At 66.6% G+C, this 26,936-nt stretch carries 21 protein-coding genes; 7 read left to right on the forward strand and 14 right to left on the reverse strand.

Annotated elements, in window-relative coordinates; translation table 11 throughout:
* Positions 1-7 precede the first annotated feature (7 nt).
* Complete coding sequence (locus P2869_RS24245) at positions 8-1,759, reverse strand: IlvD/Edd family dehydratase (RefSeq protein ID WP_277599809.1); 1,752 nt, start codon at positions 1,757-1,759, stop codon at positions 8-10.
* A gap of 121 nt (positions 1,760-1,880) precedes the next feature.
* Between P2869_RS24245 and P2869_RS24250 the strand changes: the two genes are divergently transcribed.
* The gene (locus tag P2869_RS24250; protein ID WP_026121666.1) at positions 1,881-2,837 is read left to right on the forward strand and encodes a LysR family transcriptional regulator; all 957 of its coding nucleotides are present in this window, start codon (positions 1,881-1,883) and stop codon (positions 2,835-2,837) included.
* On the opposite strand, the gene P2869_RS24255 is transcribed toward P2869_RS24250, so the two are convergent.
* Positions 2,813-3,781 carry a GlxA family transcriptional regulator gene (locus P2869_RS24255; RefSeq protein WP_277599810.1) on the reverse strand — a complete coding sequence of 323 codons (969 nt, stop codon included), beginning with the start codon at positions 3,779-3,781 and terminating at the stop codon, positions 2,813-2,815. The genes P2869_RS24250 and P2869_RS24255 overlap by 25 nt on opposite strands.
* A 218-nt stretch (positions 3,782-3,999) precedes the next feature.
* Between P2869_RS24255 and P2869_RS24260 the strand changes: the two genes are divergently transcribed.
* The 3 genes from P2869_RS24260 (at position 4,000) to P2869_RS24270 (ending at position 6,723) form a co-directional block, all read left to right on the forward strand.
* Positions 4,000-4,356: a carboxymuconolactone decarboxylase family protein gene (locus P2869_RS24260; protein ID WP_277599811.1), complete on the forward strand. Its 357-nt coding sequence runs from the start codon at positions 4,000-4,002 to the stop codon at positions 4,354-4,356.
* A gap of 184 nt (positions 4,357-4,540) precedes the next feature.
* Positions 4,541-6,343, forward strand: a complete 1,803-nt coding sequence (sulP, locus tag P2869_RS24265; RefSeq protein WP_277599812.1) for a sulfate permease — start codon at positions 4,541-4,543, stop codon at positions 6,341-6,343.
* Between the two features lie 152 nt (positions 6,344-6,495).
* Positions 6,496-6,723 (forward strand): hypothetical protein, encoded by a 228-nt coding sequence (locus tag P2869_RS24270; RefSeq protein ID WP_277599813.1) that lies wholly within the window; start codon positions 6,496-6,498, stop codon positions 6,721-6,723.
* A gap of 169 nt (positions 6,724-6,892) precedes the next feature.
* On the opposite strand, the gene P2869_RS24275 is transcribed toward P2869_RS24270, so the two are convergent.
* Both P2869_RS24275 and P2869_RS24280 read right to left on the reverse strand, forming a co-directional pair.
* Positions 6,893-8,551 carry a multicopper oxidase domain-containing protein gene (locus P2869_RS24275; protein ID WP_277599814.1) on the reverse strand — a complete coding sequence of 553 codons (1,659 nt, stop codon included), beginning with the start codon at positions 8,549-8,551 and terminating at the stop codon, positions 6,893-6,895.
* An 88-nt stretch (positions 8,552-8,639) separates the two neighbouring features.
* Complete coding sequence (locus P2869_RS24280) at positions 8,640-9,098, reverse strand: hypothetical protein (protein WP_277599815.1); 459 nt, start codon at positions 9,096-9,098, stop codon at positions 8,640-8,642.
* Between the two features lie 332 nt (positions 9,099-9,430).
* On the opposite strand from P2869_RS24280, the gene P2869_RS24285 reads away from it, so the two are divergent.
* On the forward strand, positions 9,431-9,985 hold the full coding sequence (locus P2869_RS24285; RefSeq protein WP_277599816.1) for a hypothetical protein: 555 nt from the start codon (positions 9,431-9,433) through the stop codon (positions 9,983-9,985).
* 88 nt (positions 9,986-10,073) lie between these two features.
* Here the strand turns inward: P2869_RS24285 and P2869_RS24290 are convergent, their stop codons facing one another.
* The gene (locus tag P2869_RS24290) at positions 10,074-11,096 is read right to left on the reverse strand and encodes a methyl-accepting chemotaxis protein (RefSeq protein ID WP_277599817.1); all 1,023 of its coding nucleotides are present in this window, start codon (positions 11,094-11,096) and stop codon (positions 10,074-10,076) included.
* 719 nt (positions 11,097-11,815) lie between these two features.
* Between P2869_RS24290 and P2869_RS24295 the strand changes: the two genes are divergently transcribed.
* Positions 11,816-12,076 (forward strand): hypothetical protein, encoded by a 261-nt coding sequence (locus tag P2869_RS24295; RefSeq protein ID WP_277599818.1) that lies wholly within the window; start codon positions 11,816-11,818, stop codon positions 12,074-12,076.
* A 40-nt stretch (positions 12,077-12,116) separates the two neighbouring features.
* Here P2869_RS24295 and P2869_RS24300 read toward each other — a convergent pair whose 3' ends face one another.
* The 5 genes from P2869_RS24300 to P2869_RS24320 all read right to left on the reverse strand — a co-directional run bounded on the left by P2869_RS24300 (position 12,117) and on the right by P2869_RS24320 (position 18,036).
* The gene (locus P2869_RS24300; RefSeq protein WP_277599839.1) at positions 12,117-13,250 is read right to left on the reverse strand and encodes a mannitol dehydrogenase family protein; all 1,134 of its coding nucleotides are present in this window, start codon (positions 13,248-13,250) and stop codon (positions 12,117-12,119) included.
* A gap of 88 nt (positions 13,251-13,338) precedes the next feature.
* Positions 13,339-14,349: a zinc-binding alcohol dehydrogenase family protein gene (locus tag P2869_RS24305; RefSeq protein ID WP_277598180.1), complete on the reverse strand. Its 1,011-nt coding sequence runs from the start codon at positions 14,347-14,349 to the stop codon at positions 13,339-13,341.
* Positions 14,350-14,456: 107 nt separating this feature from the next.
* Positions 14,457-15,404: an ABC transporter substrate-binding protein gene (locus P2869_RS24310; RefSeq protein ID WP_199541886.1), complete on the reverse strand. Its 948-nt coding sequence runs from the start codon at positions 15,402-15,404 to the stop codon at positions 14,457-14,459.
* A gap of 57 nt (positions 15,405-15,461) precedes the next feature.
* On the reverse strand, positions 15,462-16,493 hold the full coding sequence (locus tag P2869_RS24315; protein ID WP_017775800.1) for an ABC transporter permease: 1,032 nt from the start codon (positions 16,491-16,493) through the stop codon (positions 15,462-15,464).
* Entirely contained in the window at positions 16,486-18,036 is a 1,551-nt protein-coding gene (locus P2869_RS24320; protein WP_277598181.1) for a sugar ABC transporter ATP-binding protein, read from the reverse strand. The genes P2869_RS24315 and P2869_RS24320 overlap by 8 nt, the downstream gene beginning before the upstream one ends.
* 327 nt (positions 18,037-18,363) lie before the next feature.
* Between P2869_RS24320 and P2869_RS24325 the strand changes: the two genes are divergently transcribed.
* Complete coding sequence (locus P2869_RS24325; protein WP_017775798.1) at positions 18,364-19,077, forward strand: FadR/GntR family transcriptional regulator; 714 nt, start codon at positions 18,364-18,366, stop codon at positions 19,075-19,077.
* Between the two features lie 73 nt (positions 19,078-19,150).
* Here P2869_RS24325 and P2869_RS24330 read toward each other — a convergent pair whose 3' ends face one another.
* From P2869_RS24330 to P2869_RS24345, 4 genes are all read right to left on the reverse strand, one after another.
* Positions 19,151-22,021: an ATP-dependent Clp protease ATP-binding subunit gene (locus tag P2869_RS24330; protein ID WP_277598182.1), complete on the reverse strand. Its 2,871-nt coding sequence runs from the start codon at positions 22,019-22,021 to the stop codon at positions 19,151-19,153.
* Between the two features lie 562 nt (positions 22,022-22,583).
* On the reverse strand, positions 22,584-24,113 hold the full coding sequence (locus P2869_RS24335) for an MFS transporter (protein ID WP_277598183.1): 1,530 nt from the start codon (positions 24,111-24,113) through the stop codon (positions 22,584-22,586).
* Positions 24,114-24,194: 81 nt separating this feature from the next.
* Complete coding sequence (locus P2869_RS24340; RefSeq protein WP_277598184.1) at positions 24,195-25,649, reverse strand: LLM class flavin-dependent oxidoreductase; 1,455 nt, start codon at positions 25,647-25,649, stop codon at positions 24,195-24,197.
* Positions 25,649-26,923, reverse strand: a complete 1,275-nt coding sequence (locus tag P2869_RS24345; protein WP_277598185.1) for an SfnB family sulfur acquisition oxidoreductase — start codon at positions 26,921-26,923, stop codon at positions 25,649-25,651. The genes P2869_RS24340 and P2869_RS24345 overlap by 1 nt, the downstream gene beginning before the upstream one ends.
* Positions 26,924-26,936 lie beyond the last annotated feature (13 nt).

Here is a 26,936-nt window from a genome sequence, read left to right on the forward strand (position 1 = left end):
CAATGACTCAATGCGAGTGACGCGGCACGGCGCAGCCGCGCTGACCCACGAGGAAGTCGAGGTCGCAGCCTTCGTCGGCCTGCAGCACGTGGTCGACGTAGAGCCGCGCGTAGCCGCCGCGGTCGCTCTGCTCGGCCACGCCCGGTGCTGCGAGCGGATCGACGTCGGACAGGCGCCGCGCGAGTTCTTCGTCGCTGATGTCCAGATGGAGCCGGCCGGCTTCGCAGTCCAGCTCGATCCAGTCGCCCGTGCGCACCGCCGCGAGCGGACCGCCCGCCGCGGCTTCCGGCGCCACGTGCAATACCACGGTGCCGTAAGCGGTGCCGCTCATGCGGGCATCCGAAATTCGCACCATGTCCTTCACGCCCTGCCGCAAGAGCTTCGGCGGCAGGCCCATGTTGCCCACTTCGGCCATGCCAGGATAGCCGCGCGGACCGCAATTCTTCATGACAAGCACGGAATTCGCATCCACGTCGAGCGACTCGTCGTTGATGGTCGCCTTGTAGTGGTCGAAGTTCTCGAACACCACGGCACGGCCGCGATGCTTGAGCAGCTCGGGCGTTGCCGCCGAGGGCTTCAGCACCGCGCCGCGCGGCGCCAGATTGCCGCGCAGGATGCAGATGCCGCCGTCCGCGATGAGCGGCTTGTCGAGCGGGCGAATCACTTCGTCGTTGTAGTTGGGCGCCGTGCGCACGTTGTCCCACAGCGTCTTGCCGTTCGCGGTGAGCGCGTCGGGATGCGGGATCAGGCCCGCTTCGCCCAGGCGCCGCAGCACCGCCGGCAAGCCGCCCGCGTAATAGAACTCTTCCATCAGGAAGCGGCCCGAGGGCAGCAGGTCGACGATGGTGGGTGTGTTGCGGCCAATGCGCATCCAGTCTTCCAGTTCGAGCGGCACGCCGATGCGCCCGGCAATCGCTTTCAGGTGGATCACGGCGTTGGTGGAGCCGCCGATGGCCGCGTTCGTGCGAATCGCGTTTTCGAACGCCTCGCGCGTGAGCAGCTTCGAGAGCGTGAGCCCTTCCAGCGCCATCTCCACGATGCGGATGCCCGACATGTGAGCGAGCACGTAGCGGCGCGCATCCACGGCGGGAATGGCGGCGTTGTGCGGCAGCGTCACGCCGAGCGCTTCGGCCATGCACGCCATCGTGGAGGCCGTGCCCATCGTGTTGCAGGTGCCGGCCGAGCGCGACATGCCGGCTTCAGCCGAAAGGAAATGATGCAGGTCGATCTCGCCCGCCTTCAGCGACTCGTGCAGTTGCCAGACGGCCGTGCCGGAGCCGATGTCCTTGCCTTCCAGCTTGCCGTTGAGCATCGGGCCGCCGGAGACGACGATGGCCGGCACGTCGCAACTGGCCGCGCCCATCAAGAGCGCCGGCGTGGTCTTGTCGCAGCCGGCGAGCAGCACGACGGCGTCGATGGGGTTGCCGCGAATGGCCTCTTCCACGTCCATGCTCGCGAGGTTGCGCGTGAGCATGGCGGTGGGCCGCAGGTTCGACTCGCCGTTCGAGAACACCGGGAATTCCACCGGGAAACCGCCGGCTTCGTAGATGCCGCGCTTCACGTGCTCCGCGAGCTTGCGGAAATGGGCATTACACGGCGTAAGTTCCGACCACGTATTGCAGATGCCGATAATGGGCCGGCCGTCGAATTCGTGGTCCGGAATGCCCTGGTTCTTCATCCAGCTTCGGTACATGAAGCCGTTCTTGTCCGTGGTGCCGAACCACTGTTGGGAGCGCAGTTTGGGTTTCGAAGCCGACATCGTCTCTGTTTGTTCTCAAGGCGAAATATGCGGCACAGTTTAAGGACAAGTCTGATAACCTTCCAATGAAAATCCAGACGTTTACGATATCTATTTCGACATTAGTGTAAATACCTACGCCATGCTGGAAACGAGCCCTTCCTACGTCCGAACTCGCCTCAGAACACGCCAGTTGCTGCTGGTCGTGGCGCTGGCGGAAACCGGCAACATCCATCGCGCGGCGGCCACGCTGAACATGACGCAGCCGGCCGCTTCGAAGGTGCTGCGCGAACTGGAGGAACTGCTGGGCGCGGTGCTGTTCGAGCGCATGCCGCGCGGCATGCGGCCCACGCTCTACGGCGACGCGTTGATCCGCCATGCCCGCGCCGTGCTGGAGAGCCTCGACCAGGCCCAGGAGGAACTGACGGCGCTGAAGGCCGGGCGGCTCGGCCACGTGGCCGTGGGCGCCATCACCTCGCCCAGCGTGCGCGTGTTGCCCGCGGCCGTGGCAGCGGTCAAGCGCACGCACGCGAACATGCGTGTTTCCGTGGAAATCGAAGCGAGCAACGTGCTGCTGGAGCGGCTCGCGCAGGACAAGCTCGACGTGGTGCTCGGGCGTCTTTCCGCCGACCACGACGCGCTGCAACTGCGCTACGAGCCGCTCGCCGGCGAGCCGATCTGCGCCGTGGTGCGGCCCGGCCACCCCATGCTGGCCCGCGCGCCGGCCGCACTGCCCGACGTGGAGCGCTTCGCCTGGGTCGTGCCGCCCGCGGGCAGCGTGCTGCGCCACCGCTTCGACATGATGTTCCAGCGCGCGAGCCTCGCGCCGCCGTCGAACGTGGTGGAGACCTCGGCCCTGCTCTTCATTACGCGAGTGCTGGAACAGAGCGACATGATCGCGGTGATCGCCGAAGACGTGGGCCGCTACTACGCGGGCCACGGCATGGTGGAGATCCTGCCGCTGCAGATGAATTGCCAGATGGACGACTTCGGCATCATCACGCGGGCCGACCGGCTGCTCTCGCCGGCGGCGGAAGTGATGGTGGAAGCGTTGCGGGTGGCAAGCCGCGAGGCCTACGCGGAGGTGGCGGTGGCGTGAGCCCCGCTGCGCACTTCGCGCCGCACCGCCTGCGGCGGCACGCCGAAGCCGCGTACGAACGCCTCGCGCAGGTGGCGCCGGTCGCGAAAGCCGGTCTCCTTCGCGATGACGTCGAGCGAATGCCGGCTCTGCTCGATCATGAGCCGGGCCGCTTCCAGCCGCAGCCCCTCCACCGCTTTCGCGGGCGATTGCCCCGTTTCCATCGTGAACACGCGGCTGAACTGGCGCGCGCTCAGATGCGCCGCCGCGGCCAGCTCTTCCACCGTGAGCGGACGCGTCAGGTTCTTGCGCGCGTAATTGAGCGCGTTCTGGATGCGGTCGGACTTCGGCGCGAGATCGAGCATCTCCGAATGCTGGGACTGGCCGCCCGCGCGCCGCTGATGCATGACGAGCTTGTGCGCGACCGTGCGCGCCACGTCCGCGCCCAGATCTTTCTCGACCATGCCGAGAGCGAGGTCGAGCCCTGCCGTCATGCCGGCCGACGTCCAGAGCGGGCCGTCGATGATGAAGATGCGGTCTTCTTCCACGCGGATGCCGGGAAAGCGCTTCTGCATCTCGCGGGCGAAGGCCCAGTGCGTGGTGGCGCGGCGTCCGTCGAGCAGGCCGGCTTGCGCCAGCACGAAACCGCCCGTGCAGATGGCCGCGACGCGGCGCGCGCGGCCTGTGGCCTTGCGGATGAAGGCGAGCGCGGCGGGCTCTGCGGGCACGGCGAGCGGGTCGCTCACGCCCGCCACGATCCACGTGTCCGCCTGCGTGCGTGGCCCCGCGGCCCGCGTGCCCACCGCGAGCCCGACCGACGAACGCACCTCGCCGCCCTCGGCCGAGTAGTGCGCCATGGTGTAGAAGGGGCTGCCCGCGGTGTCGTTGGCGTACTCGAACACCGCCTGGGTGGCGAGCGCCATGATCTGAAACCCGTCCGACAACAGATAGCCGATGCGATGCATGCGAGTGCTCCGTGCGCGCCGTGTGCGGTCGCGCAAATACGTGGCGGAAAACGTGATCATAGACGCTATTCCAGTCATGCGCCGGGGACGGTTCGCACACGGGGCCGTCGGCCCAGCGCGCCGGTGAAGGCGCTCAACCGTCTATTGCAGCAGATCAAACGATGTCGGCACGAACCTTCGTATCGTTAAAGCCCCGTCGATTCAACAGCGAGGCCAGCATGAGCAGCATCCCCAGCTTCAAGGACACAGTCACCGCGGTTTCCGGCCAGATGCGCGCCATGCGCGAGACCCAGCCCGAACTCATGGCCACCTTCAGCCAGCTTGCGGCAGCGGGCACGAAAGACGGCGCCTTGACGAGGAAGACGCGCGAACTCATCGCGCTCGGCATCGCCATTGCCGGCCGGTGCGACGACTGCATCGGCTTTCACGTGCAAACGCTGGTGAAACTCGGCATCACGCGCGCGGAACTGGACGACGTGCTGGGCACCGCGGTGTACATGGGCGGCGGTCCGTCGATGATGTACGCCGCGCACGCGCTGAAGGCGTTCCAGGAGTTTTCGGCGACCGAGGCTTGAGCGAGCGGCGCGGCGAGTTTCCGGACGAGTGCCCCCGAGTGCCCCGCTGGCGTGCAATGCACGCGCGCCCCGCCACGGATGACCCACGTCAAACCGCGGCCGGGGCGCGAGTGAACTAATGTGGGGATATCCCCGACGTCTCATCTAGTCGCTCCATCACACCACCCGCACACCCCAGCTCACCATGTCCAGTCCCGAACCGCCCTTGCCCTCCGGCGCCGCACGTGGTGTGTCGCGTCTCGATCGCTGGGTGCCGGGCGTCGCGATGCTGCGCGGCTACCAGCGCGCGTGGTTCGCCAAGGACCTCTTCGCCGGCCTCGCGCTGACGGCCGTGCTGATTCCGGTCGGCATGAGCTATGCGGAGGCCTCGGGCCTGCCCGTCATGGCCGGGCTCTATGCCACGATCGCCGCGCTCGTGGGCTACGCCGTGTTCGGTCCGAGCCGCATCCTCGTGCTCGGCCCCGATTCCGCCCTCGCCGCGCTCATTGCCGCTACCGTGCTGCCGCTCGCACACGGCGACGCCGGCCACACCGTGGCGCTGGCCGCCATGCTGGCCATCATGGCCGGCGCCGTCTGCGTGCTGTTCGGCCTGCTGCGCTTCGGCTTCGTCTCCGACCTGCTCTCCCAGCCTATCCGCTATGGCTATCTGAACGGCATTGCCGTGACGCTTGCGGCAAGCCAGTTGCCGCGGCTGCTCGGGCTCGACGGCAGCAGCCACACCTTCGCCGGCTCGCTGCTGCACGTGGCGCATGGCGTGGCCGACGGTGAGGCCAACGTGGCCGCAGCGGCTATCGGCGTGTCGTGCATCGTCGCGATCATGGTGCTGCGGCGGGTCGCGCCGTCGCTGCCGGGCATGCTGGTGGTCTGCGCGGTGGCCGCACTCGCCGGCTGGTGGCTGCACGACCAACGCCAGGTGACGCTCGCCGTGATCGGGGCGCTGCCGTCCGGCGGGGGCCGGCCGCAATGGCCAACGTTGACGTTCGCCGAGATCGGCGGACTCGCAGGCGGCGCGATTGCCATCGCGCTCGTTTCGTTTGCCGACATCAGCGTGTTGTCGCGCGCGTTTGCCCCGCGCACGGACACCGAGGCCGACCGCAACCAGGAACTGATCGCGCTGGGCGCGGCGAACCTGCTGGCCGGGCTGTTCCAGGGATGCCCGGTGAGCAGCAGTTCGTCGCGCACGCCGGTGGCGCAGGCGGCCGGCGCGCAGACGCAGGTCACGGGGCTCGTGGCCGCCGCCTGCATGGCCGCGCTGCTGCTCGCCGCGCCCGCGCTGCTGGCCCACGTGCCGTATTCGGCGCTGGCGGCCATCGTGATCTGCGCGTCGGTGGGCATTGTCGAAATCCGCAACGTGGCGCGGCTTTTTCGCACCCGGCGCAGCGAGTTCGCGGTGTCGATGCTGTGCTTCGCGGGCGTCGTGCTGCTCGGCGTGATTCAGGGCATTTTTCTGTCGGTGGGACTCGCGCTGCTCTCGTTCGTGTGGCGCGCGTGGCATCCCTACGATGCCGTGCTGGGCCGCGTCACGGGCATGCGCGGCTATCACGACGTGAGCCGTCATCCCGAGGCACAGCAACTGCCGGGGCTCGTGCTGTTCCGCTGGGACGCGCCGCTTTTCTTCGCCAACGCGAACATCTTCGCGGACCATCTGCGCCGCGCCATTGCCGATTCGCCGACCCGGGTGGAATGGGCGATCGTGGCCGCCGAGCCGATTACCGACATCGACGTGACCGCCGCCGACGTGCTCGACGCCCTGCGCGACGAACTGGAAGCCGAGGGCATCCGCCTCGGCTTTGCCGAGATGAAGGATCCGGTCAAGGACTGGCTGCGCGCCTACGGCATGTTTGGACGGTTCGGCAGCCGCACGCCGTTCTTCGCGACCGTGAGCGAGGCGGTGGAACACTGCCTCGCGGCGCGGCGGCGGCATGGTGAGCAGACGAGAACGAAGGCCGGCGCGGGGCAGCAGGCGGCGCGGCGCGCGCGTCCTTAAGTGCGTCCTTAAGTGCGCCCTTAAGGCTCCCTTCAGCAGCGGGCGCGTAAGATGCAGGCGGCCACTCGCGCGTGGGCCGTCCGGTTGTGGTGATCGAAGTGAAGGTGGCTCCGGCGCGGTTGGTCATTTTCCATTCATAAAACAGGTGCGCAATGACCATCTCTTCAATTGGCAGTCAGGTCGCCATGTCGATGCAGGCTGCCCAGCAGTCGGCACGCTATGCGTCTACGGGGAACGAAGCACAGGAAGTGGGCCCGGATATCGACGGCGATGCCGACGACAGCGGCGCCAAAGCGGTGCAGGCCCAACCGCAGACGCAACCGCCCGTCGTCAACGCGAGCGGCCAGACCATCGGCACGATGATCAACGTTACGGCCTGAGCACGGCGGGCTCGCCAATAAGGCGAGCGAAGTCGATGCCGTCTTGACCGGACAGTACGCCGGCCTCCCAGGAACCCTTCCTGGCGAGGCCGGCTTTGTTTTGGGCGGAAGAAAGTGGCCGCCGCCCCTGGCTTGATCGATTCGCCCAGGGCCGCGTTCGTTACTGCGGCTACGCGCGATACGCGAAGGTCGTCATCATCCCCGCCGCCATGTGGTACAGGTGATGGCAGTGAAACGCCCATTGCCCGGGATTGTTCGCATCGACGGCAATCGTCACCGAGCGTCCCGGCGGCAGCAGCACCGTGTCGCGCACCGCGCCATTGACGCGATGGCCGTCGATGGCGACCACCTGGAAGTGGTGGCCGTGCAGATGCATCGGGTGCGCCATCATGCTCGCGTTGCGCATCGTCACTTCGACGCGCTCCCCGCGGTCCACCTCGATGCGCGGCTGCGTGGCGAGCGCCCAGCGGTAAGCGGCCATGTCGCCCATGAGCGTCATCTGGAAGGTTTGGGCCGGGCGCCGTGGCGCGAGCGGCGAAGCGGCGCGCAACCGGGATTCCAGCGCGAGGTCGAGCACGGGCCCTGCGGCAGCGCCCGTGGAGGCAATCTTGCGCACCGGAGCGCCGGCGGGTTGCAGAACGATGCCGGTGCGCTCCCTTGCGCCTTCGCGCAGCGCGAGGACCGGGAATGCGCGTGCATCGTTGGGCAACTGCAAACGAACGTCGATGCGCTGCCCCATGCTGACCGGGAACCGACGGCCCGTTACGGGCTGCACGGGTTGACCGTCCACGGCGATCAGCGACCCGGTGAGGCCGCCGAGGTCCACCGTGAACGCCGTAGCCGTCGCGCCGTTGACGATGCGCAAGCGCACCCGTGCGCCCCGCTCCACCTTCACGACTTCGGGGTCCGCGAGCGTGCGGTCGTTGGCGAGATAGGCGTCGTAGTCGATGTCGTTGAGGTCCATGGGCATGCTGCCGGCCATGCTGCTCATGTCGTGCGTGTTGTCGTTCATGCCGCTCATGTCCATGCCGGCCATCGAGTCGTGGGCCGATGAAGGCTGCTGCATCTTCATACCGCTCATGTTCATGTCGCCCGCCGCGTGCGCGCTTCCCATGGCGCCTTGACTGCTCATGGCGCCGTGGCTCCCGTGGGCATCCGGCGCGGCGCCGTGCTGGCCGCCCTTCGTCAGGCTCGCCAGCAGTTCTTCGGGCGACTTGAACGAAAAGTCGTGCAGCATGACGACGACTTCCTGTTCGTCGCGGCGGCCATCCGCCGGATCGGCCACGATCAGCGGCGCCGCGAGGAGTTGCTGCTCCTGCAACGTGTGCGCGTGCATCCAGTAGGTGCCGGGCGCGTTCACCGGGAAGTGGTAGCGCTGCTGAGCGTGCGCCCCGAGCAGCGGCATGGGAGCGTCGGGCACGCCGTCCTGGTTCCAGGGCGGCGTGAGGCCGTGCCAGTGGATCAGCGTGGCGTCGCTGGTTTCATTGCGCAGCGCGACGTCGAACGCGTCGCCCGCAGTCAACCGGATGCCTTGCGCGCCGTTCGGCTGCACGACGCCGTAGACGCTCGCGGCGCGACCGTTCACCTCGATCGTGCGACGTACGACGGCCAGTTGCTTTGCCGCTGCCGTTCCGGCAGAGCTGGGGGCGGCAGCCGCCGGAGCCTCGGCCGCCCACGCGCGCGGCAGGCGCGCAGGATAAAGCGCGAGCGCGGCGGCGCCGGCGAGTGCGCTGGTCACGAACCGTCGGCGGCTCGTGGTCTTGTCGGGCTCGCTGGCGGAGCCGGGCGTGTGGAGAGACGCAACGTGCGCGTCGTTGAAGCGTTTCATGATGATGCTTTCCTTGACATGAATGGGCCGGGCAGCCCGACGATCGGGCAGCCCACAAGCGACAGGCCGTCAGCAACGGCCGGGACACTCAGGCAAGGAAAAGCCGGGGCGGACGTTCAATACCGCCCGTGAGGAAATGGGCGGCTGCGTCGGAGCGGGGCGGCAAGGCGCGCAGCATCGCGACTTTCGTGAGGCCAGCGCAAAACAGGAATCCGGGCGCCGCTGCCGCGGTACAACAGGCGGCGGCCATCCCGCCGCACTGGCCCGCCACGTGGCAATGGCCGCTCACGCCGCAACCGCCATGAGCCGCGCTGGCGGAATCACCGATTACCGTGGCGGCGAGCGCGTGATGCGGACGCCCGACCGGCGCCTCGGGCGCGGCCATGTGGGCCTCGTCGTGTGCCATTGACGAAGACAAGGCCGGCGCGCTGCACTGCTGCGCCGCGCAGGGCATGGCCGCACGCGCCCACGCTGCCGCTGCAGGGCGAAGCAGCAGGCTTGCCCCGGTCAGCAGCAGAATCAGCAACAGCACGCGCCAGCGGTTCATTGGACGTTTCGAAGAAGTTGAGGCAGCAAGAAGGCGAACACCGGATTATCGCTCAACGGGCATGGATGGTGGCCGGCGGCGCGCTTTTGACACGCTTTGACACGTTACGAGCTGACCTGGCAGCGGGTCGCTGTGCTCGGCCGCGCGCGATGCGTTTCAGGTTCGGATGCCGCCGTGGCTTCGGACGCCTGGCGTGATTTCCCGGGCGCGACTGCGCAGGAAATGAAGGGAATGACCGGAATCCGATTATGTTTTTCTCAAATATGCAGAATAGATAAACATAATCCGTCAACCCGGATTCGAGATTGATTTATGGGCGGCAGGTGCCTAAGATGGCATCGCCGCTGCAACGATTTATGGGATTTACGGGTTTTATGGCATCCCACCGTCATTTTCACGCACAATCCATTTTGACGAGAAAACCAATGACACAACCCACTTCACCCGATAATCCGGCCATCATCGAGCCGCAATTTGTCGTACGCGGAAACCGGTTTGCGATACCCTCTCTGATCATACTCTGGGTCGTCGTACTTCCAGTGGTCATGTACTTTTTCTCGGGTCCGTTTTCCGGTCTGGATTTTAGCGATCTCTGGAAAATTTTTATTTTGCCTACCATCATGCTCGTTTGGCTGATTTTCATGACTCGCGCCAGATTTTATGACGAGTTTTGTCAAGTCGAAAAATCGGTCATTCACTACAAAAATATCATCAGCCTGAAACGCGGCTGGTTTACCCTGGTCATCCGCTATACCCGGCCGGACGATGCCCGTAGCAAAGTGCGTAAAGCCCGGTTGTCGCTCTATGAAATGTCGCGGGCCGACCAGCAACGAAGCCTGGAAATCTTGCGTACCCATTTGCCGGCCACGGCTACCGTGGATATCTAGATAACCGGCGCGCCCTGATAAATGCACCATCCATCCGCTTAAACAGTGGATGGTGCATGCAATTCACTTCACTTCACTTCACTTCATCTCACCGCCCCGCCCGCTTGCGCACGATCACGCCGTACCACCCCATCCCCTCGTACGTTTCATAGCCCGGCGTGAGCGCGTAGGCCACCAATGTGTCCGCGTCCGGTCGGTACGCGCCGGCCTTCGGATCGCTCACTTTGAGCGGCAGCACTTCTTGCAGCACGCCTTTGCCGTCTGAACTCGCGATGACGCGCTTGCGCGCATCGACGAGCAGGCAGCGCGTACGCGTCCACTCTTCGGCTGACAGACGCACGCCCTTGACCACCGTCGAGGCTTGCGGCGCCCAGTTGAAAAAAACCGCGAGCACGCCGAGCGGACGCCCCCTGTTGGCGCCGCCTTCACGGATGGCCGCGGCGTAGGTCGCCACGGCGGCACCGCCGAGCGCCTCCATCGACTCGAGTTCGGCGGCGGCGTACTCGGCGCCCGACGCCGACTTCGCCGCCGCCTTGAACCACGGTTTGTCCGCCACGTTCTCGTGCCCTGCCGCCGCGAACTGGCCGGGCCGGCCGGTGGCGACGACGTTGCCTGCCATGTCGATCACCCACAGATCGAGGTACACGGTGTAGCTGTCGAGTATCACGCCCAGGCGTTCCGAGGCGAACGCGCGGTGTTCGGGGCTGTCGTGTGCGAGACAATCGACGATCGCGGAATCGGTGGCCCACCAGCGCACGTCGCAGGAACGTTCGTAGAGATTGCGGTCGATGATCTCGATCATGTTGAGCGCGAGATCCGTGAGGCGCTGCGCTTCCTGCTGCTCGAGCTGCGTGATCATCCGGTCGCCCAGGGCCGTGAGTTCGCGGCCCAGCTCGGTGGTCAACTGTCCGATGCGTTGCGACACCACCTTGACCTGATTCGCGACCACGGCAAAACCGCGCCCGGCGTCGCCGGCACGGGCCGATTCGATCAGCGCGTTGATGGCGAGGAACGTGGTTTCACGATTGATGTCGTTGATATCCGATACGTTGCCCTTCGCAATACGGTGAACTTCTCGCGTCAAATCGACAATCTCATTGGCATCCGCCATGACTTCCCCTCGACCTATGGTTTAAATTCGCCCTTCCTGGGCGACAGATCGCACCAAATCAATGCAACCCGGCGCCATTGTTGTGCGATCGCATTTTTATTCCCTTTTATTGGGCGATCTCTTTTTGCGAAGTAAAGATTCCAACGCGAAACAACTCATAAACGGCATCGCAAAGGGATTCTTTAGGACTTTTCGAAGGGCGAACGCTGGGGCCCCGATAAGGCCGCAAGGCAGCCACAGTCAGGTTTCGCGGGGTTGGCGGCGACCGTTTTGCCGGCTATCCGGCTCGGCCGTCTCCAGTGGGGTTGAATAACTTCACGGCGGTCAATGGAATTTGATCCTGCCTGCGATTTTTATTGTATCCGGGCGCATTTTTCGATAATCCGCCCTGGCGTTTTTCTCAAAGCTTTTTATAAACCATCCACATCACGATACCGGCTATGATCCTGCCGCTATTTATCAGCGAGACGCCCCCATTTCCAGACACCCCAACCTTCACCCGTTCATCGGAGTGAATTACCGAACCTATGCGAACGGCTACATCGTCTCGCCCGTCATCATGGGGAGTGGCAAGCACTTCAGCGATCTGGGAAACGGTCCGGGCGGCAGCCTCTACGATCCCGCCACGGCGGAGCAGCGCCGGCAAAGCCCCGTGGATGATCATCGACCGCCATTTCGCGGGCGAGGCGTGCCGTCCGTTCGTGATTCCGGCGGCCTGAATGAAGGCGGACTGGTGCGTGCAGCCTCTCTCGCACGTGCGCCGCATCATCGACGCGGACTCGGCACGCACCGACCCCGTGGTTGCGCCGCTCGTCATCGGCCAGGTGAGCACCACGGACGGCGACTCCGGCAAGGTGGTGACGTTCAGTTCGCCGCAGTCGCGCGTGTCGGCGGGTGGCTACAAGCTGATCGATCAGCGCCCGAAGAAGAACGCGATTCCCACCTGCTACCGCGTGGATACGGCTGCGGTGGTCCCGTAAGCCGGAGGCGACGCCACCCAGCCGGAGGCGGTACTGCCGTTCAAGCGTTTTCTAGCCGCGCGATCACCGCCTTCAATCGCGCTTGCGCGGCACCCACTCCGCGTTCCTGTGCCAACGCCACGAGCGGCGCCATCCTCCGCTTCACCTTCTCCGCGTGATTCTGCGCAATGTCAGCAAGGCGATGCCGCAGAAACGGATTCAGAAACCGTTCCCGCACGCTGGCCACGTACGCCTCGGCGCGTTCGGTGAGGTCCATGGCCACGAACACGGGCATGACCTCCTCCTGCCAGACGGCTTCCACAGAAGCACGCATGGCCTCGTCGTTCATGGCCTCGAACACGGTTTCGTCCGCGCGCCGGCCTTGCGCGAGCCACTGCCCGGCAAGCCAGGTGTGGCCCAGGTTCAGGAAGAACAGCTTTAGCTGTTCGAAGCTGTTCAGGTCGTCGGTCAGCACGATGGCGGGGTGCGTGCACGGCAGCTCGAGTCCGGGCTGCCGTTCGATGGCCCAGAGCGCATAGGGCTCGGCCACGGCGCCCACCGGCTCGATGGCCTCGGACACGATGCGGTCCACCAGCGAATTGGCCCAGACGCAATGCGCTGCGAGCCAGGATACGAACGCGGGGTCCGCCCGCCATTGCCGCGCAAGGCCTGTCACGATGTCGCGCAACGTGTCGCCGTTGTTCGCCACCAGCTCGCACGGAAAAAGGGAGACCGGCGCATCGGGGCGTTCGCTCCAGCGGGCGTGCAGCAGCACGAGCAGCTTGGCGGGGAAACTGCGCGGCACGTGGTCGGTCTGCGCGAGTAGCGAAGCGGCGTCGCGCTCGTCGAGCCGATAGCCCGTATCGCCCGTGTTCGAGACGATCACGCGCATGTCTTCAATCGCCGCACGGCGGATAGCGGGCCAGTCATCGTCGGCGATCCACGCCTCGCGGATGGCACGCCCCATCACCAGGCGATCCACGGCGGCGCCCGCTTCCATGCCGCGAATCCGCACGGGGTAGCCCTCGCCCGACGCAAGCGCCGCAATGCGCGCACGGCTCACGGGGTTACTCGTCGTCTGCACGACGGCGATGCCGCCCAGCGCCTCATTGCGCGCGAGCGCCTCCGAAACGAACAACGCAGCATGCGCCTGCAAGAACCGGCTGGTGCCGAACTGAAGAATGGGCGCCTGGATGGGTGCCCGGATAGGTCCGCTAATGGGTTCGCTCATGCGCAACGACGACGTTCAAGAATAAGAAAGGCAGGCAACCCATATCCGGCGCTCAGCATTCGACAAGCGCCTTCACCACCGTCTGCTGCGGATCGAGCAGCTTCGGGAATTCCTCGGGCACGTCGGCAAGCCGCATGCGGTGCGTGTTGAGCGCCTTGTCCGGAATCTTGCCCTCGCGCATCGCCGCGAGCACGGTTTCGAAGTCCTGCGCCGTCGCGTTGCGGCTACCCAGCAGCGTCGCCTCGCGCTTGTGGAACTCGGGATCGGAGAACGTGATCTGGCCCGGCACGATGGAGATGAGCACGTACTTGCCGCCGTGCGCGATGAACTCGAAGCCGCGGTTCATCGCGTTCACGTTGCCGGTGGCGTCGAACACCACGTCGAAGAACTCGCCGTTCGTGCGCTTCGAGAGTGCCTCCACGTCGCCCGCGCCGGTCTGCACGGTGGCCTGGATGTCGAGGTGGCTCGCGCAGAACGCGAGACGGTCGGCGCGCGTATCGAGGCAGGTCACCTCGCCGCCGCGCAGCCCCGCAAAGATCATCGCGGCCATGCCGATAGGCCCCGCGCCCACCACGAGCACGCGCTCTTTCGGCTGCACGTCGGCACGGCGCACGGCGTGCGCACCGATGGCGAGAAATTCCAGCATCGCGGCCTGGTCGAGCGTCACGCCGTCGGCCTTGTGGACGAACTGCGCGGGCACGCTCAGGTATTCGGCCAGCGCGCCGTCGCGATGCACGCCCAGCACCTTGATGTTCACGCAGCAATTCGTCTTGCCCTGCCGGCACGCCACGCATTGCCCGCAGGAGAGATACGGCATCACGTACACGGCGTCACCCGCGGCGAGCTTCGTCTGCGGCTCGGCCTCTACCACGATGCCTGAAAGCTCGTGCCCCATCACGCGCGGATACGAAAGGTACGGCTGGTTGCCCGTGAAGATGTGCAGGTCGGTGCCGCAGATGCCGACGCGCGATACGCGCAGCAACACCTCGCCCGCGCCGCGCAGCGGCGTGTCGCGTTGCTCGGAACGCAGCACGCCCGGGGATTCGCAAATGACGCTCAGCATGTGACTTCTTCTCCAGTGGACCGGCCGCGCCTGGCAACGCGCAACGCTTCCCGCGCCATACAGCGGGCGCGGCCGGTCGGGTTCAATACGACTGCTTCAAAGCGGAATCAATAGAGGACGTTCTTCGCCTCAGGCGTGTCGATGTTCTGCTTGTCGACCATCACGACGCCGGTGTCCACCACCTTTTCGACCGGCTTGTGGTCGATCACGTTGACGAGCGTCTGGATGCCCTTGTAGCCCATCTGATACGAGCTCTGCACGGCGATGCCCTGGATGGTGCCGTCGCGCACGAAGCCTTGCAGGTCCTGGTTGCCGTCGAAGCCGATCGCCACCACCTTGCCGGCCTTGCCCGACTGCGCGAGCGCGCGGCCCATGCCGATCGCCGTGGGCTCGTTGGCGCCGAAGATGCCCTTGAGGTCAGGGTTCGCGGAGAGCACGTCGGTGGTCTGGTTCAGCGCCGTGGCCATCTGCGACTGCGAGTAGAACGGCCCCACGATCTGCAGCTTCGAATGCGCCGCGAGGTACTTGCGGAAGCCGCCCACGCGGCCGATTTCCGAGCCCGCGCCCGGCACGTACGACATGATCGCCACCTTGCCCGTCTGTCCGAGCTTCGCGATCATCGCCTTCGCGCAGAGTTCGCCGGCCTTGTTGTTGTCCGTCGAAAGGAACGACTGGTAGTACTGCTTGCCCGCGTCGGAGATCATCGAGTCGATCAGCACGACCGGAATGTGCGCTTCCCAGGCCTTCTTGATGGCGGGCACGAGCGCGTCCGGGTCGGACGGCGCGAGCACGATGCCGGCCACGTGGCGGGTCACGGCGTTCTCCACCATGTTCACTTCGGCAGCGATGTCGGATTCCGCGGCCGGACCCTGGAAGGTCATGGTGTAGCCCTTGGCATTCGCCATGGCGGCGGTGGCGCCCTTCTGCACGTTCTGCCAGTAGTTCGAATTGGCGGTCTTCACGATCACGGCGATCTCGCCGCCCGCAGCCTGTGCGTAAGTGGTGAACGCGGCGCACAGCGTGGCGGCCGCGGCCAGGATGGAAAGCTTTTTCATGTCTCGCTCCTATGCCCGTGGTTAGGGACGTGTTGTTGGAATTGCGCCTGTGATGGCTTACCGCTTCCTGCTTCTCAACTGATCGATCCACACGGTGCCCAGAATCACGACGCCGATGATGATCTGCTGGATGAAACTCGATACCCCGTTCATGTTCAGGCCGTTGCGCAGCACGCCGATCACGAACGCGCCAATCGCCGTGCCCGAGATCGTGCCCACGCCGCCCATCAGCGACGTGCCGCCGATCACGGCGCTCGCAATCGCATCGAGTTCGTACATCACGCCTTCGTTGGGCTGGCCGGTGACGAGCCGCGACATCAGCACGCAGCCCGTGACGCCCGCCAGCAGGCCCGAGAGCACGTAGGTGAAAAGCTGCACGCCGCGCACGTTGACGCCCGAGAGCCGCGCGGCCTCGGCGTTCGACCCCGCCGCGTAGATGTGGCGACCCAGCGCGGTGCGCGACAGCAAGATCGACGCCGCGATGAACAGCACGACCATGATCACCACGGGATACGGAATGCCGGGGAACGTGGTGTCGGGAAAACCGTCGGCGCCGATGTGCGAAATCTTGAAGAGCGCGCCGTTGCCGAGTGCGCCGAACGCGTCGCCCAGTTCCGAGACAGGCCGCGCGCCCGTGATCTGCAAGGCGACGCCGCGTGCCACGAGCATCATGCCGAGCGTCGCGATGAAGGGCGGCAGGCCCATGCGCGTCACGCACAGCCCGTTGACGAAGCCGCACAGCCCGCCCACCAGCACGCCGCCCAGCATCGCGACCGGCACCGGCGCGCCCGCCTTCACGAGCAACGCGGCCACCACGCCCGCCAGCGCGAGCACCGATCCGACGGAAAGGTCGATGCCGCCCGTGATGATCACGCAGGTTGCAGCCACGCCCAGGTAGGCGATGGAGGTCACCTGCAGCGAGACCGTCATCAGGTTGCCCACCGAGAAGAACGCCGCACTCGTGAGCGAGAACGCGATCACGAGCACGACGAGGCTGCCCAATGCGGCGAACTTCTGAATCAGGTCACGGCGCCGCTGCCGTGCGGCCTTGTCGACCGCTTCGCTTCGATCCGATGTCATTTCAAGCATGAGTGCGCCCCGACGCGTAGTGCATGATTTCTTCCTGAGAAGTCTGTTTCGTTTCGAGAACCGCGGTGATGCGGCCTTCGTGGAACACGGCGATGCGGTCGGTCATGCCCATCAGTTCGGGCAGCTCCGAGCTGATCAGCACGACGCCCACGCCGTCGGCGGCAAGCCGGTCCATGAGCCCGTAGATGGCGTACTTGGCACCCACGTCGATGCCGCGCGTGGGTTCGTCGAAGAACAGGATCTTCGAGCCGCGGTACAGCCACTTGCTCACCACGACCTTCTGCTGGTTGCCGCCCGAGAGATTGCGCGCGGTCTGCGCGACGCCCGGCGTGCGAATGCCGAGTTCGCGCACGTAGCGTTCCGCCACGGCCGCTTCCTCGTCGAAGCGCAGAAAGCCGGCGCGCGACGAAATGGCCCGCACGTTGGCGAGCGTCACGTTCGCCGATACGGGCATGGCGAGCGCGAGGCCGTCCTTCTTGCGGTCTTCGGAGAGGTAGGCAATGCCGTGCTTGATGGCTTCGCGCGGCGAACGGATGGTGACCGCTTCGCCGGCGAGCAGCACTGCGCCGCCATCCGTGCGGTCTGCGCCGAAGATGGCGCGCGCCACCTCGGTGCGGCCCGCGCCCATCAACCCGGCGAAGCCCAGAATCTCGCCGCGTCGCAGCTCGAACGACACGGGGCCGAACACGCCCTCGCGCCGCAGGTCGTTCACGGCGAGCAGGACCTCGCCGGTGGGCACCGACTGACGCGGCGGATACGCGTCGTGCAGCGGGCGCCCCACCATGCGCGCGACGATTTCATCGACGGTGGTGGCGGCGAAGTCCTGGGTGGAAATGTGGCGTCCGTCGCGCAGCACGGTGACGCGATCCACGATCTCGGCCATTTCGTCGAGCCGGTGCGAGATGTAGAGAATCGCGACGCCCGCGGCGCGCAGCTCCTTGATGATGCGAAAGAGCTGCACCGTCTCCTGCTCGGTGAGCGAAGACGTGGGCTCGTCCATGATGAGCACCTGCGCGTCGAGCGACAGCGCCTTCGCAATCTCCACCATCTGCTGTTGCGCGATGGAGAGCGCGCCCACGAGCGTGGTGGGCGACACGTCGAGTCCGATGCGTACGAGGCAGCGCCGCGCGTTCTCGTGCAGCCGGCGGTAATCGACGAACGGGCCGCGCTTCGGCTCACGCGCAAGGTAGAGGTTCTCCGCGACCGAGAGGTGCGGAACGAGGTTCAGCTCCTGGTGAATGATGGCGATGCCCGCGGCCTGCGCCTGCGTGGTGGACTGGAACTGCACCGGCTGATCCTTGTAGTGGATCGCGCCCTCGTCCGCGCGGTACTGTCCGCTGATGATCTTCATCAGCGTCGATTTGCCTGCGCCGTTTTCGCCGCAGATGGCATGCACCTCGCCGTAACGCAGATCGAGGTCGATGCCGTCGAGCGCCACCACGCCCGGAAAGCGCTTGCCGACGCCTTCCAGCCGCAAAATCTCGCGCAGCGGCGACTGCTCCGGCGCGGCCGTGCCGGCCGGCTGGACGCTGGGACTTGCCATTCCCGTCTCCATGGTTGTTCTGTGTGACGAAAACCCGGGCTGCGGACGTGCCCGCTCGTGCAATTTCGGGCAGTGTCGCGCCATCTCTACGTCAGCCCAGGTTGGCACCGGTCAGGCCGGTTGCGATCAATTCAACTGAATTTCGTGTCGCCACCGTCCGTTTGGTCAAGCCAATATCGTTTTTTTATAAGCGCCCTGACCATTGGTGAAAACCCCGAGGAACGCGCAAACCCGCGCCGAATGGGGCAGGAGACGCGTATGCTAGACTCCGTCCCCGCTTGCGACGCTGGTCGTTTGCGCGTGAAACCGCTCAGAAACGAGCCTCCGATGAAACAGACAGAACCCAAGCGGCTTTACCAATCCGTGGCTGCGCAGATCCTCGCATTGATCCGCCAAGGCGAATTTCCGCCGGGCGAACGTCTGCCGCCCGAGCGGGAGCTGGCGCAGCAGCTGGGCGTGTCGCGTCCGTCGCTGCGCGAGGCGCTGATCGCGCTGGAAATAGGCGGTCAGGTCGAGATTCGCATGGGCTCGGGCGTGTACGTTCGCGACGTGGCGGGCGGCGGCAACGCGGGCGGCGAACATGCCATCGCCGCGCTGGGCGAAAGCCCGTCGGAGCTGATGCAGGCGCGCATCGCGATCGAGGGCACCGTGATCGTGCTGGCCACCGGCAAGTTCACGGCGGCGACCCTGGACCGCCTGCGCCGCGTGGTGGAACGCATGCGAAAACTGGCGGCGGCAGGCAAGTCGCCGGTGGATGCCGACCGGCAATTCCACATGCTGATTGCGGAGACCACCGGCAATTCGGTGCTCGCGCGCTTCGTGGGCGAACTGTTCGACAGCCGGCACGACCCCATTGCCGCGGCCATGCGCGGGCACGCCGAGAGCGCGCAGACGTGGTCGGTGGCCGTGCGCGAGCACGAAGACATTCTCAAGGCCTTGCAGGCGGGCGACCCCATCGCGGCACAGACCGCGATGCGCGCTCACCTGAAGGCGTCGGAAGAACGGTGGATGGCGGGCGCGTTGAAGCAGGACGTGCAGTGACGCGCGGGCGGGTTGCCCCGCCGCGCGTCGTCGTTCTGCGGTTCTACGTGAAGTGACGCGAGGGCGTCTCTTCTCAGTGCAGCGGCCCGGAACCCCGCTGCTGCGAGTTGCCCTCGGCCGAAGGGGGGCGCGCTTCACTGCCTGCGGGTCCGCCCGCCGCGCCGTCCGCACTGCGCTCATGAAGCGGCGGGATCGAAGGCTCCTCTTTCGCCACCTTCGTCTCGCCGTCCGCGCGACCCGGGCCCGATGCCGCGGGCTCGAACGTTACCTCGCCCGTTGCCGCGTCGATGGCACATCGCACGTGCGCGCCTTCGCGAATGTCGCCGCTCAGCATGCGCTTCGCCAATTCGTTCTCGATGGTCTGACGCACCAGGCGCCGCAGTTCGCGCGCCCCGTACTCGGGCCGATAGCCCTGAGTGGCGAGCCGGTCCACCACGCTCTCGTCGAAGTCGATCTCCACGTTCTGCGAGCGCGCCACGCGCTTCACCTGGTCGAGCTGCAACGTCGTGATGGCGCGCATTTCTTCCTGCGTGAGCGCATTGAAGATGATGATGTCGTCGATGCGGTTCAGGAACTCGGGCCGGAAGTGCTGGCGCAACTCGCCCATCACGCCGCTTTCCACGGACGCCGCACCGCCCGACAGAAAGCCCGGGCCGCGTTGGCGCTGACCCGCGATCACGTCGGACGCGAGGTTGCTCGTCGCGATGATGAGCGCGTTGCTGAAGTCCACCACGCGCCCCTTGCCGTCGGTGAGGCGGCCATCGTCGAACACCTGGAGCAGCACGTTGTAGACGTCCGGATGCGCCTTCTCGATCTCGTCGAGCAGGATCACCGAATAGGGCCGCCGCCGCACGCGTTCGGTCAACTGGCCGCCTTCCTCGTAGCCCACGTAGCCCGGCGGCGCGCCGATCAGCCGCGCCACCGAATGGCGCTCCATGTACTCGCTCATGTCGATGCGCACCACGGCGTTCTCGTCGCCGAATACGACTTCCGCGAGCGCCTTCGCGAGTTCCGTCTTGCCCACACCCGTGGGCCCGAGGAACAGGAACACCGCCGTGGGACGCCGCACGTCGTGCAGCCCCGCACGCGAACGGCGCACCGCGTCGCTCACCGCGGCAATCGCGCGTTGCTGGCCAATGACGCGTTCGTGCAGCCGCTCTTCCATGTGCAGCAGGCGCTCGCGCTCCTCGGTGGTGAGGTTCGTGACCGGAATACCGGTGATCTTCGCGACGATCTCGGCAATGTGCTCGATGCGCACGTCCGACGTGTTCGACTCCATCTGGCGCTTCCACGAGTCCGTCGCCTCGGCGAGCGCACGTTCGGCCTGGGTGATCTCCTCGCCGAGCGTGTGGGCCTTTTCGTACTGCTTGCGCGAGGCCGCGTAGTCCTGGTCGCGGCGCAGCTGCGCAAGCTGTGCTTCCTGTTCCAGAATGCGCGCGGGCCGTGAAGTGCCCGACAGATGCACGCGCGCCGCGGCCTGGTCGATGAGGTCGATGGCCTTGTCGGGCAGGAAGCGGCCGCTGATGTAGCGGTTCGACAGCTCGGCCGCGGACACCAGCGCCGAGTCCTGGATCGTCACCTTGTGATGCGCCTCCAGCTTGTCGCGCAGGCCGCGCAGAATCGTGATGGTCTGCTCGACGCTCGGCTCCGCGATGAACACGGGCTGGAAGCGCCGTTCGAGCGCGGCGTCCTTCTCGATGTACTTCTGGTACTCGGAAAGCGTGGTGGCACCGACCAGGTTCAGTTCGCCGCGCGCCATGGCCGGCTTGAAGACGTTGGCGATGTCGAGCCCGCCTTCGCCGCCGCCCTGCCCCGCGCCTACGATCGTATGAATCTCGTCGACGAACACCACGAGCGCCTCGCGGTGCTCGGTGATTTCATCGATCACCTGCTTCACGCGTTCCTCGAATTCGCCGCGATACTTCGAGCCCGCCACGAGCGAGTTCACGTTGAGCTCCACGAGCCGCTTGTCGCGCAGCGACTCGGGCACGTCGCCGCCCACGATGCGCTGCGCGAGCCCTTCCACCACGGCGGTCTTGCCGACGCCGGGCTCGCCGATCAGCACCGGGTTGTTCTTGCGGCGCCGCGCGAGCACTTCGACCATCGTTTCGATCTCGCTGGAGCGGCCGATCACGGGGTCGAGCCGGCCCTCGCGCGCGAGGGCCGTGAGGTCGCGGCTATAGCGGTCCAGATGCGGCGTGCTCGGCCCCTTGGGCGGACCCGCGCGGTCGCGCCCGGCCTGCACCGTGCCCGACTGCACCATCTGTTCCAGCAGCTTGCGCGCGTCGATGCCGTAGTTGCGCATCACGTTGCCCGCGAAGCTGTCGGGCACGTCGGCAAGGCCCACGAGCAGATGTTCCGGACCGACGAAGCCCTGGCCCAGCTGGCGCGAGGCGAGGAAGGCGCGGTCCAGCGCGCTTTTCACGCGCGGCGAGACCGCAATCGCGTCGTTTTCGGGCACGTCGCTGGGCGCGCCCTTCGGCGCGTTCGCATCGATGTACGCACGCAGTTGGCTCGGGTCCACGCCGAGCCGCGCCAGAATGCCGGCCGCCACGTCGTTGCCTGCGAGTTCGTACAGCAGATGGTCGGACTCGATCTGCCGGCGGCCCCACTGCACCGCGCGCTCCGCGGCGCGCTGCAGCAACTCGCGCGCGGTTTCGCTGAAGTAGCGTTCGAGGCCGGGGCCTTCCTCGGGCGGCACGCCGGTCGCGACGCCCGCGGGCGTGTCCGGTTGCGGCTGGCCGTAGCCCGCGGGTTGACCGCCGTTGTCGGCCATGGCGCCGAGGAACAGCGATTCGAGCGGCGAAAGCGTGCGCTGATGGCGCGTGAGTTGCGCGTAGTGGTAGTCGCAGACGTCGAGGAAACGGCGATAGCCGTTCTGGATGATTGCGACGCGAACGGCGGCGGGCCGCGCGCCGCAGATTTCACAGGTCTGTCGTGCCATATCGGGTTCCCGTTGTGTGACGGCGCGCCGGGCCGGCGCAGCCATTGACCGCAAAACACAGGACGCGCAAACCGCGCACCTGTGCGCTTTCTGCAAGGTGCGCGCGGTGGCGGAGAAATCAAGGGCAGAACGCAAAGACGCGCGGTGCTGTGTTTCTCGGGCGCGGCCTGCGGGCGGGCTGGCGCGATAGCTCTGACGATGAGCCGGACCGACACGCAGGCTGACTCTTCCACGATAGTCCGAAATGACCGCGTTCCCCAGGCCTGATGGCAGGTATCCGTCAGAGAAAGCGAGGGAGCGCCAGGGAAAGCCGCGAAGGGCTACTGAAGGCCACTAAAGGCGACGAAAGGCGCGCGCCGCACCCAGGTGCGGCGACGTGTCACGTGCTTGCCGAAACGACACACGAGGGGCGGCTCAGAAGCCGCGCCTCGCATATCAGGACACAGAGGAACGCAAGGGGAACGCAAGGGCGATTCCTGTTCGTGCCTCGCGAAGTCCTCTTTGTGCGAACCGTTCGGGCCGGAGAGCAGCCCGGCCCGAAGCCCTGGAGAAAAGACGCGGTCTACGCTGCGCCGACCGCCGCCCCTCGCCCGTAGTCCTCGGCGTCGATGTCGTAGCCCGCCGGGTCCCAGCGGATGAGCAGCAGCACGACGAGCGACGTCAACGGCGCGAGCGCGATGACCCAGAACACCTGGGTGCCGAGCGCCGCCGCGAGAATCGGAAACAGGAACAGCGAGACCGTGGACGCCGTGCGCACGAGCGTCTGGTTAAAGCCCACGCCCACGCCGCGCAACGAAGTCGGGTAGCTGAGCGACGCGAAGCTCATGCTGTGCGCGCCCGGCCCGAACCCCTGCCCCAGCAGATACCCGCCCAGCAGCAGAATGGCGAGCACCACGAAGAGGCCGCTGCCCGGACGCCCGATCAGCGCGAGCCCGATCAGCGACGCGAACTGCAATGCGTGCCCCACCGCGGTCATCTTCCAGGCGCCGAAGCGCGACACGAAGCGCACGCCGATCAAGCCACCCACAAACGCGAACAGCAGGTTCAGGGCCAAGGCCGCGACGATGGTGGTGAGCGGCCCCTGCTTGAGAAAACTCGCGAGAATCACGGGCAAGCCGTAGACGATCGCGTTGTAGCCGAACGAGGACGCCGCGCCGATCGTCGCGGCCAGCACGGTGCGCCGCGCGTAGCGTCCGCGAAAGAGCGCACCGTAGCTGCGCCACGAGGCCACGCGCGGTTTCGACACGGGCGCGGCGTCGCGTTGAACGACGACCTCGACGCCATACGCCCGCTTGAGAATGCGCGCCGCGCCTTCCAGGTCGCCCTGATTCGCGGCCCACACGGGCGACTCGCTGATATAGCGGCTGCGCACGGCGATGATGAGCAGCGCAGGCACCGCGCCGAACGCGAGCGTGAAGCGCCACAGCCAGCCCAACTGATGCTCGGGCAGCACCGCGTAGAGCCCGAGAATGAGCAGATAGCAGGTGCTCGTGGCGGCGTACCACGCCGGGCACCACGCCGCGACGCTCGCGGCCTTGCTGCTCTTGCCCGTCACCTTCGAGAACTCCGCGAGAAACGCCATGGCCACCGGCAGGTCCAGCCCCACGCCGAAGCCCATCAGAAAACGCGCGCCACCCAGCACCCACACGTTCGGCGCGAGGCCGGCCGCAATGGCGGCCACCACGAAGAACAGCATGTCGGCCATGAAGACGCGATAGCGCCCGATACGATCGGTGAGATAGCCGCCCACGAGCGCCCCCAGGATCGCGCCAAACGTAATGGCCGCCGACACGAGCCCCACCTGGGCGGGACTCAGCGCGAACTCGCGGGCGATGTCCTTCACGCCATACGCGAGCGACGTGAGGTCGTAGGCATCGAGGAACACGCCGCCCAGCGCAATCGCGATAACCCAGCGCGCGTTGCCGCCCTTCGCGGCGCCCGAGCCGACAATGCGCGCCACGTCTTCGGCGGATCGCACGACGAGCGGTGCTGTGCTGTCGTGGTGCGGTAGTGGATGGACCGCATCGGCGGCATCGACGCCATCAACGGAAACGGCGGGGGAAAGATTAGAAGCGTCGGCAACGGTGGACATGAGGACGAGGCGCTTATGCGCGATGGTGGCAAGTCCGCTGCATCGTAGCGAACGCGCCGCAGCGCACCAAGCAACGTTTTTTCATATGCTTTTCGCGGACGTGGACACGAACAGCTGCGAGTCGCCTCGTTCGCTGCCGGCCGCTACTTCGGGTTCCGAAGCATGCCCATGCCCCACGCGAAACGACGCTCCCGCATGCCGCGCGGGCAGCGTGTCGCCTTCGCCAAACAGCTTGTGCCGCAACGTGCCCGCTTCGTAAGCCGTCTTGTAGATGCCGCGGTTCTGCAGTTCGGGCACCACGAGATCCACGAAGTCTTCGTAGCTTTCGGGCACCACCGTGCGGCTCAGATTGAAACCGTCCACGTCGGCTTCGTCCACCCACTTCTGCAACTCGTCGGCCACCTGGTCCGCCGTACCGACGATCGCCGGATAGCGGCCGCCCAACGCGAACAGGTCGAGCAGCTTGCGGCGCGTCCAGCCGTGTGCCTGCGCGGTGCGCGTCGCGGATTCGATGGCGTTGCCCGGCGAGTAGTCCACGGGCTCGTCGAGGTCGTATTGCGCGTAGTCGATGCCCGTGCTCGCCGCGAAGTGCGCGAGGCCCGCCTCACGGCTCGCGTAGTGCAGATAGTCGGCGTGCTTCTCGCGCGCTTCGGCCTCGGTTGCACCGGGCACCACGGCCGCGCCGACGAACACCTTCACGTCGTCGGGCCGTCTGCCCGCTTTCACGAGTTGCTCGCGCAGCGCACGCACCGTTTCGCGTCCCACCTCGCGGTTGGGCGGCGAAATGAATACGCATTCCGCGTGGCGCGCGGCAAAGCGCTGGCCGCGGCCGGAACTGCCCGCCTGGAACAGCACCGGCGTGCGCTGCGGCGAGGGCTCGGCGAGGTGGTAGCCGTGCACGTCGTAATAGCGGCCCGTGTGCTCCACGCGGTGCACCTTTGCCGGGTCCGCGTAGACGCGCGCGGCCTTGTCGCGCCGCACGGCACCGTCTTCCCAGCTGCCTTCCCAGAGTTGATAGAGCACCTCCAGATACTCGTCGGCGCGGTCGTAGCGTTCGTCGTGCGGCAGTTGCGCGGGCTGCCCCATCGCACGCGCCGCGCTGTCGAGATACCCCGTCACGATGTTCCAGCCAATGCGGCCTTGCGTGAGGTGGTCGAGCGTCGAGAAGCGCCGCGCAAGCAGATACGGCGCCTCGTAGGTGAGATTGACCGTCACGCCGAAGCCGAGGTGCTGCGTGGCGGCGGCCATCGCGGGCACGAGCAGCGTCGGGTCGTTGACGGGCAACTGGATCGACTCTCGCAGCGTCACGTCCACGTTGCGCTGATACACGTCGTAGACGCCCACGATGTCCGCGAGAAAAAGCCCGTCGAAGAGGCCGCGTTCGAGCGTGCGGGCGAGGTCCGTCCAGTACGAGAGCAGCCGGTAGTCCGACGAGCGGTCGCGCGGATGCGTCCACAGACCGTGGTTGATGTGGCCCACGCAGTTCATGTTGAACGCGTTGAGCAGGATGCGTTTGCGGGCGCGCGTGTTCGGCATTACAGGGCTCCGTGGCGCGGCGGCCGGGTGCCGTTCAGATAGAAGTTGCCGATGGCGTGGTACTTCCAGCGCACCGGATCGTGCAGCGTGTGCGTGCGCGCGTTGCGCCAGAAGCGGTCGAGGCCGAGACCGTCGAGCGTGGCCGCCGTGCCCGCGAGTTCGAAGAGGCGCGAGCCGGCGTCGAGCGAAATAGTGGTGGTGGCCGCGCGCGCCTCGGCCACGGCGATGGAGGCCTCGGCAACGGAGGCTTCGTCGGGCGCGGCCTGCGCGGCATCGACGAAGCGCCCCGCGCGGCGCAGCAACGCCTCGGCGCCGCGCAGACGTGCGGCGAGGTCGCCGAATTGCACGATGGCGAGCGGGTCGTCTGCGGCACGCGCTACTTTCGCGTCGATCCATGGGCGCGCGTGCTCGCGCACGAACTCGAGCGCGGCGGCGAACGCACCGCGCGCCTGCCCCAGGTCGATGGCGGCATGCATGATCCGCGCAAGCGGCCCGATAGGGGTCGCGCGATCGAACGACGCCTGGAACGGCACCACCCATTCGGGCTCCACCTCGACGTGCTCGAACTGCACCGAACCGCTGCCGGTCACGCGCTGCCCGAACCCGTCCCAGTCGTCGATCACGGTGACGCCGCGCGCGTGGCGCGGCACGAACGCGAGATACGAGACATCGCGGCCATCTTCTTCGGCCACGACGAGCGTCGGAATCCAGTGCGCGTAGAGCGCGCCGGTGCAGTAGAACTTGCGGCCGTCGATGTGCCAGCCCGCGCTCGTGCGCGTGAGCCGCGTGCGGCGTTTGAAGTCGCGCTGGCCGATCTCGGCGAGCGCGTTGCCGAAGCGCTCGCCCGCCAGCACGCGGTCGTAGAAGAAGCGCTGCTGCGCCGCGCTGCCGCCTACGCGCAGCACTTCGAGCGCATAGAAATGGTTCTGCGGAATCTGGCCGAGCGAGCCGTCCGCGGCGGAAATCGTCGCGATCACTTCTGCGAGCGTGCCCGCCTTGACGCCAGGGCCGCCGTACGCGCGCGGCACGGTGATGGACCACAGGCCGCTCGCGACGAAGGCATCGAGTTCGGCCCACGGCAGGCGGCGCTCGCGGTCGCGCAGCGCGGCCTGCGGCGCGAATTGCGCGGCGAGGCGAACGGCGGTCTGAACGGCGTGGGCGTCGTTTTCGATTCGAGCGGGTACGCTGGGAGCCGTCAGTCCGGCAGACTGCGGCGCGTGGGCAACCGAGGTCGTAGCGGCAGCGTCGGGCGCCGCAGTCAGTTCGACGGTCATCGTCGGGCTCCTT

This window comes from Paraburkholderia sp. SUR17 (assembly GCF_029536165.1).
GTDB classification, from domain to species: Bacteria; Pseudomonadota; Gammaproteobacteria; order Burkholderiales; family Burkholderiaceae; genus Paraburkholderia; species Paraburkholderia kururiensis.